General features: G+C 19.3%; 10 protein-coding genes. 9 read left to right on the top strand and 1 reads right to left on the bottom strand.

What is annotated here, in order from left to right; genetic code table 11:
- The first annotated feature begins 70 nt into the window (after nucleotides 1-70).
- Nucleotides 71-514 (top strand): hypothetical protein, encoded by a 444-nt coding sequence (locus V9D86_RS01115; protein WP_334330963.1) that lies wholly within the window; start codon nucleotides 71-73, stop codon nucleotides 512-514.
- 102 nt (nucleotides 515-616) lie between these two features.
- Here V9D86_RS01115 and V9D86_RS01110 read toward each other — a convergent pair whose 3' ends face one another.
- On the bottom strand, nucleotides 617-1,039 hold the full coding sequence (locus tag V9D86_RS01110) for a hypothetical protein (protein ID WP_334330962.1): 423 nt from the start codon (nucleotides 1,037-1,039) through the stop codon (nucleotides 617-619).
- A gap of 809 nt (nucleotides 1,040-1,848) precedes the next feature.
- Between V9D86_RS01110 and V9D86_RS01105 the strand changes: the two genes are divergently transcribed.
- From V9D86_RS01105 to ligA, 8 genes are all read left to right on the top strand, one after another.
- Nucleotides 1,849-2,184 carry a cyclic-di-AMP receptor gene (locus tag V9D86_RS01105; RefSeq protein WP_334330961.1) on the top strand — a complete coding sequence of 112 codons (336 nt, stop codon included), beginning with the start codon at nucleotides 1,849-1,851 and terminating at the stop codon, nucleotides 2,182-2,184.
- A 45-nt stretch (nucleotides 2,185-2,229) separates the two neighbouring features.
- Nucleotides 2,230-2,445 (top strand): 30S ribosomal protein S15, encoded by a 216-nt coding sequence (gene rpsO / locus V9D86_RS01100; RefSeq protein WP_334330960.1) that lies wholly within the window; start codon nucleotides 2,230-2,232, stop codon nucleotides 2,443-2,445.
- Between the two features lie 438 nt (nucleotides 2,446-2,883).
- Nucleotides 2,884-4,152, top strand: coding sequence for a histidine--tRNA ligase (hisS, locus tag V9D86_RS01095; protein WP_437439147.1), 1,269 nt, complete (start codon nucleotides 2,884-2,886; stop codon nucleotides 4,150-4,152).
- On the top strand, nucleotides 4,149-5,873 hold the full coding sequence (gene aspS, locus V9D86_RS01090) for an aspartate--tRNA ligase (protein WP_334330958.1): 1,725 nt from the start codon (nucleotides 4,149-4,151) through the stop codon (nucleotides 5,871-5,873). Before hisS ends, aspS begins: the two co-directional genes overlap by 4 nt.
- A 35-nt stretch (nucleotides 5,874-5,908) precedes the next feature.
- On the top strand, nucleotides 5,909-7,162 hold the full coding sequence (tilS, locus tag V9D86_RS01085; protein WP_334330957.1) for a tRNA lysidine(34) synthetase TilS: 1,254 nt from the start codon (nucleotides 5,909-5,911) through the stop codon (nucleotides 7,160-7,162).
- 150 nt (nucleotides 7,163-7,312) lie between these two features.
- Nucleotides 7,313-9,316, top strand: a complete 2,004-nt coding sequence (gene ftsH, locus V9D86_RS01080; protein WP_334330956.1) for an ATP-dependent zinc metalloprotease FtsH — start codon at nucleotides 7,313-7,315, stop codon at nucleotides 9,314-9,316.
- A 109-nt stretch (nucleotides 9,317-9,425) separates the two neighbouring features.
- Nucleotides 9,426-10,328: an RluA family pseudouridine synthase gene (locus V9D86_RS01075; RefSeq protein WP_334330955.1), complete on the top strand. Its 903-nt coding sequence runs from the start codon at nucleotides 9,426-9,428 to the stop codon at nucleotides 10,326-10,328.
- Between the two features lie 56 nt (nucleotides 10,329-10,384).
- Nucleotides 10,385-12,364, top strand: coding sequence for an NAD-dependent DNA ligase LigA (ligA, locus tag V9D86_RS01070; protein ID WP_334330954.1), 1,980 nt, complete (start codon nucleotides 10,385-10,387; stop codon nucleotides 12,362-12,364).
- The last annotated feature ends 187 nt before the right edge of the window (nucleotides 12,365-12,551 follow it).

The raw sequence follows: 12,551 nt of genomic DNA, 5'->3' as shown, positions 1-12,551 counted from the left end.
AAATATTTTTTTTTGTATATAATAAATGTTATAATTATGGTGATTAGTAAAGAAGGAGGTGAAATATATGATGAATGTTTCATCCAAAAAAAATTTTTTAATAATTAATTTATTTAAAATTTTATTTATATTTATTTTAATTTGTTTTTCTATATCTCAAGTTTATATTAAAGCTAAAAGTTGTTTTAAAGATAAAGAAAATTTAAAAATTATAGTTCCATTTGTTAATAAACAATATAATAATAATAATTTTAAATATCAAAAAGAAGATATAAATAAATTTATTGAATTTGAAGAAGTAAATAAATCATCAAAATCAACTTCAAAATTAACACCACAAGTGATTGATTTCGATGTAACAGTTAAACAATCAATAATTAATTTCATTAATGATTTGTCAGATAAATTAATAGAATTTGTAGAAAATAAATCTTTTATATTTGGTTATGTTATTAAACTATTTAAACCTATTATTTTATCTATAATTAATAATATTATAATAAAATTATTATAGTTATAAATATAAAATAATAAATATTTAGATTTTGTAATTTTTTTTAATTATATAATAATTATATTAAACATAACAAATGGCTACATTTTGAGTAGCCATTTATTATGTTTTTTTTATAAATTTAATGATGCCCATTTTTTTAATTATAATAATTAAGATAATATTAATAATAACCAAAATAGTAAAAAAATAAAAATAATTTTTCTTTGATTTTTTATCTATTTTTTTATTATTTTTGTAAAAATATTGTTTTTTTATGTTTAATGTTTTTTTATTTTTTTTTAATATATTAATATTTTGATTATTGATTGCTTGTTCTAATATTTGAACTAATTTAAGTGTTTTTTGATCTATTGTTAGTGGTTTTATTCTTTTTTGTTTTATGATATATTCTAATTCTTTTATTTGATTTTTAATTAAATTTTTTTGATATGAAGAAAATTCATTTTCAAATAATTTTAAATATTTATTACTATTTTTAATAGTTAAAATAGCCGTATTTTTGGCTTCTTCAATTTCTTGCAATAATATCAATATTTCTTCTTCAAAAATCCATAAATGATTAATTTTAAGTTTAATTTTATGAATATTTGATGTTTCTAATATGTTTTTTAAATTTTGAATTAAAATATTAGCTTTTTGTTTTTCATCTTTAGTGATTTCATTATTTTTTATTTTTATTTTTTTTTCAATTTTATTAATTATTTCCCATGCTTCTTTTTTTGTCTTTTCTATTTTGTTTTCTAAAATTTTTTCATAAATATTATTAAAATTTATAAAATTAAATTTTAATTCTATTAAATTACCTTCTTTATATTGTTTTTCTAATAGTTCTTTTAATTCAAAATTTAATTTTATTATTATATTTTTTAATGTATATAATTCTTCAGTATTTAAAAATACATGTATTTTTTCTATTTTATGCCAGTTTTGAAGAAATATTTGATCTATTTCGTTTTTTAACTTATTGGGAAAAATATTAACATTTTTTTCGTATTTTGATAAAAATAATTGTAATTTATTTTTTAAATATTGGATTTCTTTTTGAATTTTTTGCCATATTTTATTGTTATTAAAATAATAATTAGATAATTTTTTTTTATTATTTAAAATGATTATTTTTTCTTTGTTGTTTTTATCATTTAAAAAATTTTTATGATTATTATCTTTTTTATTATAAAAATATTCAATAAAAAAACAAAAAATTAAATAAAAAGTAATAAAATAATATTTTAAAATTTTTATATCTCCTTTTTTTAAATATAATTAAAATTTATTATTTTTAATATTTATAAGTATTATGAATAAATTTATATTTAAGGTATAATATTCATATGCAAGAGAAAATGAAATTAATTTTATCAATTGTTTCTTATGAAAACGCTAGTGAAATTCAAAATAATTTAATTAAAAAAAATTTTTTTATTACTAGATTATCCACTAAGGGAGGTTTTTTAAAAGAAAATAATTCTACTTTTGTTATAGGAGCAAAAGAAAGTCAAGTAGAACAAATATTAAAAATAATAAAGGATTATTCTAAAAAGAAAACTCAAATGATCCCTAATAATATTATAAATCAATTTGGTGCTTATTATAATTTATCTAATGAGATTACCACAGGTGGTTCGATTACTTTTGTTTTAGATATTGAACAATTTGTTAAATTATAAATATATTTTAAAATTAATTTTTTAAAAATGAAAGGATTTTATCGAATGGCATTAAGTAAAGAACAAAAAAAAATAATTATAGAAAAAAACCAACGTTTTAAAGGAGATACTGGTTCAACTGAAGTACAAATAGCTCTTTTAGATGAGGATATTAAAAATAGTAATCATTTAAAAGAACACCCGCATGATTATCATTCCAAAAGAGGTTTGTTTATAAAAAGTAGAAAAAAACAAAAATTATTAAAATATTTGAAATCATAAAAATAAAATTTTTTATAATCATTATTATTAAAAAAATAATTTAAAAAACAAATAATTAAAATTTAAAATATTTATATTTAATAAAAAGATTAAATTTTGATTTATTTGTTTTTTTATTATTTATTTAACTTAAAAATTTTTTATTTTAAAATCAAATTAAATTAATTATTTTTTAAATACAAACATACTTAAATAAAATTATATTTTTTATATTATAATTAAAAATAATTTTAATCATATATATTATAGTATTAAATACTATAATTTTTTATTATTTTAAATATTATAATTTTATATAATTTTTTAATAATTAAATTATTTATTTAAAGAGAGTTTATATTTCGATTAAAAATTTCAAAAGTAAGATAAAATTATACAATTTTAAATATAATTAAAATTTATTATTTAATGCATTCAAAGGACTTTAATGAATTTATGATTATAAAAAAACCTAAAGGCACATATGATTTATTATTTGATGAAATGTCGCAATGGCAAGAATTAGAAAAAAAAGTTAAATTTTTTTTTGAAAATTATAATTATCGAGAAATAAGAACTCCAATAATAGAATATAACGAAATTTTTCATCGAACAGCAACTTATTCTGATATGGTTAATAAAGAAATTTATAATTTTTATGATAAAAAAGGTAGATTTATTGCTTTAAGACCGGAAGGTACAGCAGGTGTTGTTCGCAGTTATATTGAAAATAAATTAGACTTTAATAAAAATTTAAATAAATTTTATTATTTAGGTTCTTTTTTTCGTTATGAAAGGCCACAAAAAGGTCGTTATCGTCAATTTCATCAAATAGGAGTGGAAGTTTTAGGTGAAAACACGCCTTTTTTAGATTTAGAAGTTATTGTAATGATTTCAGAAATGTTATTTTTTTTAGGATTAAAGGATTTTAAAATTATTATTAATACTTTAGGCGATGAAAGTTCTTATAAAAGCTATATTCAAGTTTTTAATAATTATATAAAAAATCAATATAATTTTTTATGTTCTTTATGTAAAGAAAGATTAAAAAAAAATTCTTTGAGAATTTTAGAATGTAAAAATTGTTCGCAAAAAAATTTTTTAAAATCAGCACCATTAATTACGGATTATTTAAATGATTTTTCCCAACAACGTTTTGATATTGTAATTAAAGGTTTAAAATTTATGAAAATTAATTTTGAAATATGTCCTAATTTAGTAAGAGGATTGGATTATTATAACCATACTGTTTTTGAAATTATTTTAAATTCAGATTCTATCGAAAGACAAAATAGTTTAGGCGGAGGCGGTTGTTATGATCAATTAGTTGAAATTTTAGGAGGTAATAAAACATCAGGTATTGGTTTTGCTTTAGGAACAGAACGTTTAATTTCTGTTTTAAAAAAATATGATTTATTACAAAATTATAACAATAATCAATTAGATGTTTATTTTTTATTTTTGGAATCTAAATTATTTTTAAAATCCTTATTTTTAGTAAATCAATTAAGAAACGCTGGTATTAAAACTGATATTAATTATCGTTTTTTACCTTTTGTAAAACAATTAAAAAAAGCTTTAAAATATAATCCTAAATATTTTGTTATTTTGGGTGAAAAAGAAGATAGAAATAATGAAATTTCTATAAAAAATACTATTAATCAAAATCAAAAAAAATTATCTCAATTAGAAATGATTCAATATTTAAAAAAGGAACTTGGTTTATGAATATTAAATATACTCATAATAATAATGAATTAAACTTAAAAAATATAGGAGAAAAAGTTTATTTAAAAGGTTGGATATCGAATAAAAGAAATTTGGGTAAAATGATTTTTTTAGATTTAAGGGATTTTACAGGTAATATTCAATTAATTGTAAAATCTGATCATTTTCAATATCCAAAAATTTTATGTTTAAAAATAGAAACTGTTGTTGAAGTTAAAGGTTTAGTAAGAGAACGTATTAATAAAAATAAAATGTTAAGTACAGGCGATGTTGAAGTTTTAATATCTGAATTATTTATATTATCTAAAGCTAAAACTTTACCTTTTAGTATTGCCACAACTTCTATTGAACCTTTAGAAGAAATAAGATTAAAATATCGTTATTTAGATTTAAGAAGAAATGAAATGAAATCATTTTTAATAACTAGACATAATATTACTCAAATTATTCGTAAAAATCTTTTATTTAATGATTTTTTAGAACTAGAAACTCCTTTATTGTCTAAATCAACTCCAGAAGGAGCACGAGATTATTTAGTTCCATCTAGACTTTATTCTGGTAAATTTTATGCTTTACCTCAATCTCCTCAAATTTTTAAACAATTATATATGATATCTGGTTTTGAAAGATATTTTCAAATAGCGCATTGTTTTCGTGATGAAGATTTAAGATCTGATAGGCAACCTGAATTTACACAAATAGATATTGAAGCATCTTTTTTAACAAAAAAAAATATTATGAATTTAGTTGAACATATAATGATTGATTTGTTTCAAAAAATTTGGCATAAAAATTTATCTGCACCTTTTTTAACATTAACTTATGAAAAAGCTATAAATACTTATGGAACTGATAAACCAGATTTAAGGTTTGAACTTCCGATTGAAAATATTACTTATTATTTAAAAAAAGAAATTATAGAAAAAAATATTTTTAATGGTGAAATTAAAGGAATTAAAGTTAAAAAGAATTTTTCAAAAATAAATTTAACAAATAAAATAATAAATAAATATAAATCAATATTAAAAGAAAAATATAATTTAAATTTAGTTACATTAAAAAAAGAAAATCAAGTTATTAAGGGTTTTTTAAGTCAATATATCGATGATAATAGTTTTTTAAATGAAAATGAAATATTTTTTTATTTCAATGATGATTTAAAAAATCAATTATATATTAATAAAGCTTTAGGTTTTGTTAGAAATCAATTAGCTCAAGATTTAAATTTAATTGATTATACTAAAGAATCATTGTTATGGATTACAGATTTTCCATTATTAGAATTTGATGTTAAAACAAATAGATACTATAGTATTCATCATCCTTTTACTGAACCTCAAGATATATCAATTTTCAAAAAAAATCCAAATAAATCTTTTGCACAATCTTATGATTTAGTATGGAATGGTTATGAAATTGGCGGTGGTTCTTTAAGAATTAATGATTATAATATTCAACAATTAATGTTTAAAACTTTAGGTTTTACTGATGAAGAAATTGAAAAAAAATTTGGTTTTTTTATAGAATCTTTAAAATATGGAACTCCACCTCATGGTGGTATTGCTTTAGGTTTAGATCGTTTATCTATGTTGTTTAATAAAACTAGTAATATTAGAAATGTTATTGGTTTTCCTAAGACTCAAAGTGCTAAAGATTTAATGTTGGAAACTCCTGATTCTGTAGAAAAAGAACAATTAAAAATTTTAAATTTAAATTATTAATTTTTAATTATTTTTTATTAAAAGGGATATTAATTATGTGTAGTATTAGTTTATCTATTAATTTGAATAAAAAATTATTTTATATTATTTCGGTTAGTGGTGGAGTAGATTCAATGACATTATTAAATGTTTTATTTCACAAAAATATTCGTTTAGCTGTAGTTCATTTTAATCATTTAAAAAGAGAAGAATCATATAAAGATAAAATATTAGTAGAAGATTATTGTTTAAAAAATAAAATTCCCTTTTTTTATTTTGAAATTAAATTATCATCATTAAATAATTTTCAAAATGAAGCTAGGCTTTTAAGACAAAAAAATTTACAATTAGTTGCTTTTCGTTATCATACTAATTATATTATAACAGCTCATCATTTAGATGATTTGGCAGAAAATATTTTTATGAAAATTGCTCGTGGAAGTTCTTTGTTGGGTTATAGTGGTGGTATGCAAGTAAAAAAAAAAATTTCTGATTTTTATTTTTTAAAACCTTTTTTATATGTGACTAAAAAAGACATTTTGCATTATGCCAAAAAAAATAATATTAATTATTTAGATGATATTACTAATAATTTAAATATTTATAAACGTAATGAAATTCGTAATCAAATTATGCCTTTATTTAAAAAAGATATTAATTTTTTAAAACATATTAAAATTTATCATTTTCAACTATTAGAAACTTATGAATTGATTAGAAATGAAACGAAAAATTTTTTAAAATTACACAATTCTAATATTTTTTGTTTAAAAAAATTTTTAAATTTAAATTCGGCAGTACAAAAAGATATTATTTTATTTTTATTAGAAAATAAAAATATTTTTAAAAATTTTAATTTATTAGAAAATATTATTAAGGGTTTAAAAGAAAAACTAAAACCTAATTTATTTTGGGATCTTTCTAAAAATTTTCAATTTGTTAAAAGTTACGATCAATTTTTTCTGTTAGATAAAACAAAAAACTCTTTGAAACAATTAAAAAAACCTATTTTATTGATTGTTTTTGTTTTAGAATTGATAAATTTTTTTGTTAATTATATATGTAAAATTTATTATGATAATTTATTATTACCTTTGAAATTAAGACATCGTAAACAAGGTGATGTTTTAAAATTTTTATATGGTACAAAAAAATTAAAAAGTTTTTTAATTGAAAAAAAAATACCTTTATATAAAAGAGATGAATTATGGTTAATAGTTGATAATAAAGATCAAATTTTATGGATACCGCAAATATATATTAATAGAACTTTAGGTAAAAAAAATAATTGTTATTTGATTTTAAAATAATCATTTTAATATATTTTTTTTTTTTTATGATAAAATAAATTATAAATCCTAAAGTAAATTACAAAACAATTAAATTATATAAACATAATTGAAATTAAATAATTTATAATTTTATTTATATAATATTACACAATAAGGAATATTAAATTAATGAAAAAAAATATAAAAGACATTTTTAAAAATTTTAATATTTTTTGGTTTTGTCTTATTTTCTTAATTTTAAGTTTATTATATTGTTTAATTCTTATGGAAATGAATTATCAACATGAAAATAATAAACCTATAGAAATAATTTCTGTATTAAAACAAATTAAAAAATCACAATTAGAACAACCAGGAAATAATAATCTTAGAATAAAAAAATTTGATATTAATGAAACTTCGAATTTTGGTTCTTATGTAATTGTTTTTCAATGGGGCCAACAAGATGAATGGTCGCAAGAAAAAACATTTACTAATGTTGATCAAGAAACTTATAAAGAAATAATGAAAACTTGTTTTGAAATTATAGAAACACCCATTAGTGAAAAAAACATTTCAACATTAAAATTAAATGATTTGATTCAAATAATTAACGCAAAAACTAATTTAATTCCATTAAAAAGAAAAGAATATCAACCTTATTTTGGATTTTCTCCTTTTATGTCTGCTTTGAATATTTGTATTTTGATTATTATGTTTTATTTTATATACAATAGTATTGAAAAAACTAGTGCTCAAATTTCTGGTAAAAATTTAAATATATCAAGACAAAAAGTTTTAGTTAATCAACAAGAGTTTACTTTTAAAGATATTGCTGGAGCTGATGAAGAAAAAGAAGAAATGTCAGAATTGATTGATTTTTTAAAAAACCCTTTTAAATATGAAGCTATGGGTGCTAGAATCCCTAAAGGTGTTTTATTATTTGGACCTCCTGGTGTTGGAAAAACTTTGTTAGCGAAAGCTGTTGCTGGTGAAGCTAAAGTCCCCTTTTTTGCTGTTTCTGGTTCTGATTTTATAGAAGTATATGTAGGGTTAGGTGCTTCTAGAATTAGAAAATTATTTAATGAAGCTAAACAAAATGCTCCTTGTATAATTTTTATTGATGAAATAGAAACTATATCACATCAAAGAGGGAGTGTAAATTATAGTAATAGTGAACATGATCAAACTTTAAATCAGTTATTGGTTGAAATGGATGGATTTACTAAAAATATTGGCGTTATTGTAATGGCGGCGACAAATCAACCAGAATCTTTAGATCTTGCTGTTACTAGACCAGGTCGTTTTGATCGTCATTTTAATATTTCTTTACCTAGTGTTAAAGATAGAGAAGCTATTTTAAAACTTCATGCTAGAAATAAAAAATTTAATGATGATGTAGATTTTGAATCTTTAGCTAAACAAACTCCAGGATTTAGTGGAGCTCAATTAGAAGCAATTTTAAATGAATCTGCATTATTAGCTACGAGAAGAAATGTTTCAATGATTGACAATAAAGATATTAGTGAAGCTTTGGATCGTGTTTTAATGGGACCTTCTAAAAAAAGTAAAAAATATAACGATAAAGAAAAAAGAATGGTTGCATATCATGAATCAGGTCATGCTGTGATTGGTTTAAAATTACCAGAAGCTAACCAAATTCAAAAAGTAACGATTATTCCTAGAGGTAATGCTGGTGGATATAATTTAACTTTACCTCAAGAAGAAACTTTTTTTTCTTCTAAGAAAAGACTTTTAGCTCAAATAACTTCTTTTTTAGGTGGTAGAGCTGCTGAAGAAATAGTATTTAAAGATGTTTCTAATGGTGCATATAGTGATTTTAAATATGCTACAGAAATTGCTAAAAAAATGGTAACTCAATATGGTATGAGTGATTTAGGCCCTATTCAGTATATGGAAAATAATTTTTATAAAAATTTTTCAGATTCTAAAGCTGTGGAAATTGATAAAGAAATTCAAAAGATAATTGATGATTGTTATAAAAATGCTAAGCAAATTATTACTGACAATAGAGATCTTTTAGAATTAATTTCTAAATATTTATTAGAAATAGAAACCATTACTCAAAAAGATTTAGAAGAAATTTTAAACACTGGTGTTATTGAATGGTGGGAAAATGATAAATTAAAAAAAAATCTTAAAAAAATAGAAAAAGAAGACTGTAGTAAATAAAAATAAATATATTTTATATTTAAATTAATATTTTATAAAATCTCTTTTTAAGAGATTTTTTATTTTTTAATTATAATATTATTTTTTACTAGAGAGGAATAAAATAAATTTGTTGCAAAATTTTTTTATTGTTGGCGTAGAAAAAGGTATGCGTTTAGATCATTTTTTAAATCAAAAAATTTATTTTAGTAAAAACAGATGTCAAAAGTTAATAATTTCGGAAAAAATTTTAGTTAATAATAATCCATCTAAAAAAAGTTATATTCTAAAAGAAAATGATCATATAAAAATTTTTATGCCTGAACAAACTTCTTTTAATGTTTTAAAACCTATTAATTTAAATTTAGAAATTGTTTATGAAGATGAATTTTTAGTTGTTATAAATAAACCTAAAAATTTAGTCGTTCATCCTTCTATAAGTTTTTCTGGAGTTACTTTGATAAATGGTTTATTATTTCAAATTAAAAATTTTAGAAAAATGGAGGGTTTAAGACCGGGAATAGTTCATCGTTTAGATAAAGATACAACTGGTTTGATGATTGTAGCTAAAAATGATGAAATTAGACAAAAATTACAATTATCTATTCAAAAAAGAGAAATAAAAAGGTATTATTGGGCTTTAATTAATGGTCATTTAGAACAACAAGGTAAAATTATTTTACCTATTAGTAGAGATCCATATAATCGTATAAAGATGGCTGTTATAAAAAATGGTAAACTATCTATTACTTATTTTAAAGTTTTAAAATATTTTAATAATTGTTCTTTAATAGAATGTCAATTAGAAACAGGCAGAACACATCAAATTCGAGTTCATTTATCTTATTTAAAACATCATATATTAGGTGATAAATTATATGGTTTAAAAGATAATTATTTTTCTAGTGATGGTCAATTTTTACATTCTAAAAAAATAGAGTTTATTCATCCTATAACTAAAAAAAATATTTTTTTAGAAAGTGTTTTACCTATTGGATTTAAAAATGTTGTTAAAAAATTATCTATAAAATAATAAATAATTATTTATTATTTATGTTTTTATTTTATTATGTAAATAAGGTAGAATTAATGAAAGAAATTGAAAAACGAATTATATTTTTGATTGATAAAATTAATAAAGCAAATTACGATTATTATACTTTAAATGATTCTAGTTTGAGCGATCAACAATATGATGCTTTAATTCGAGAATTGCTATATTTAGAATCTAAATATCCAGAATATAATTATAAATTTAGTCCAACAACTAAAATTGGTGGTCCTATTTCATCAAAATTTCATAAAGTTTTTCATGAAAAATCAATGTTATCGTTAAACAATGTTTTTAATATTAAAGAATTAAAATTATTTTATTATAGAATTGCAAAAGAAATTTCTAATTTTACTTTATTGACTGAATTAAAAATAGATGGATTAGCAGTTAGTTTAAAATATAAAAAAGGAATTTTAGAAAAAGCTATTACTAGGGGTGATGGTTATCAAGGAGAATTAATTACTGATAATGTTAAAACTATTAAACAATTACCTTTAAAATTAAAAGAACCTTTAGATTTAGAAGTTCGTGGTGAAGTTTATATGTCTCATGCATCATTTAATTTTTTGAATGAAATTAGAAAAACAGAAAATAAAAGTTTATTTGCTAATCCAAGAAATGCAGCTTCTGGGACTTTAAGACAATTAGATTCTAAGGTTGTTTCGAAAAGAAATTTATCTATTTTTCTCTATACTATTGTAAATCCTCCGAAATTTATTATTACTCAAAAATCAATTTTAGAGTTTTTAATTTATTTAGGATTTCCTGTTAATAATCATTATGAATATGTTTCTAATTTGGATCAATTAATTAAAAAAATTAATTATTATGAACAAATAAAAAATCATTTAGGTTATAACACTGATGGCGTTGTAATTAAAATTAATGAATTATCATTTCATGATTTAATTGGTTATACTGCTAAAGCTCCTAAATGGGCTATTGCTTATAAATTTAAAGTTTTTAAAACTGAAACTTTAATTAATAATATTTTATTTCAAATCGGAAGAACAGGTGTTATTACTCCTATTGCGGAAATTGTACCAACTATAGTTGATGGTAGTTTAATTTCTAAAGTTAATTTACATAATTTTGATTATATTAAAAAAAAAGATATTAGAATTAATGATTTTGTTTTGGTTCACAAATCTGGCGGTATTATTCCAGAAATTATAGAGGTTATTAAAACTAAAAGGAAAAATCAAATTCCTTTTGAAATGATTACAAATTGTTATTGTTGTAATTCAAAATTAATTAAACAAGATGCTAATTATTTTTGCCTTAATTCAGAATGTGAAGAAAAAAAAATACAATCATTATCTTATTTTGTTTCTAAACCTGCTATGGATATTAATGCTTTAGGATTACAAACTTTAAAAACATTATTTTATCAAGGTTTTGTAAATAATATTTCAGATCTATATTATTTAAATAAATATCAAAAACAAATTGAAAAATTACATGGTTTTGGTAAAAAAAAATTTAATAATATTATTACTTCTTTAGAAAAAAGTAAAAATAAATGTTTATCTAATTTTTTAATAGGTTTAGGAATTAAAAATGTTGGTATTCAATTAGCTAAAATTTTAGCTAAAAAATTTGAAAATATTGATAATTTACAAAACGCTTCCATAGAAAGTTTATTAGAAATTAATGAAATAGGAATAAAAAGTACTAAAAATATTCAAGATTTTTTTTTAAATTTAGAGAATTTAAAAGTAATAAAAAAATTTAAAAATTCAGGATTAAATTTATTTTATTTTAAAAGTAAAAATAATATTAAAAATAATATTTTTAAAAATAAAAAAGTTATTTTTACAGGTATTTTAGAAAAATATTCTAGAAATGAAGCTAAAAAAAAAGTTATTGAATTAGGTGGTATTATTATTAATAGCGTTACTCATAAAACAAATTATTTAATCTTAGGTAAAAATCCAGGTTCTAAATTATTAAAAGCTCAAAAATTTAATATTAAAGTTTTACAAGAACATGAATTTGAAGAATTAATTAAATAATTTTTTAATTTTTAAGTTTATATTTTTTTTTAATATTGATTATTTTAAAATTTTTATAAATAAATGTTAAAATTTATATGTATTTTGAATTTATATATTTTTATAAAGATTTTTAAAATTATATTTTATTCTAATTGTTTCAATTATTTATATACTAAAAGTATTTTATTTTTTTAATTTTATTAAT

The organism is Candidatus Phytoplasma prunorum, from assembly GCF_036924415.2.
GTDB classification, from domain to species: Bacteria; Bacillota_I; Bacilli_A; order Acholeplasmatales; family Acholeplasmataceae; genus Phytoplasma; species Phytoplasma prunorum.
Note: the sequence above shows the minus strand (reverse complement) of the source record. Positions and strands in the feature narration are given on the sequence as shown.

Excerpts from the sequence above, each read along its gene's own strand:
- V9D86_RS01115 (WP_334330963.1), top strand. The coding sequence starts at position 71 with ATGAATGTTTCATCCAAAAAAAATTTTTTAATAATTAATTTATTTAAA.
- V9D86_RS01105 (WP_334330961.1), top strand. The coding sequence starts at position 1,849 with ATGCAAGAGAAAATGAAATTAATTTTATCAATTGTTTCTTATGAAAAC.
- rpsO (WP_334330960.1), top strand. The coding sequence starts at position 2,230 with ATGGCATTAAGTAAAGAACAAAAAAAAATAATTATAGAAAAAAACCAA.
- aspS (WP_334330958.1), top strand. The coding sequence starts at position 4,149 with ATGAATATTAAATATACTCATAATAATAATGAATTAAACTTAAAAAAT.
- tilS (WP_334330957.1), top strand. The coding sequence starts at position 5,909 with ATGTGTAGTATTAGTTTATCTATTAATTTGAATAAAAAATTATTTTAT.
- ftsH (WP_334330956.1), top strand. The coding sequence starts at position 7,313 with ATGAAAAAAAATATAAAAGACATTTTTAAAAATTTTAATATTTTTTGG.
- ligA (WP_334330954.1), top strand. The coding sequence starts at position 10,385 with ATGAAAGAAATTGAAAAACGAATTATATTTTTGATTGATAAAATTAAT.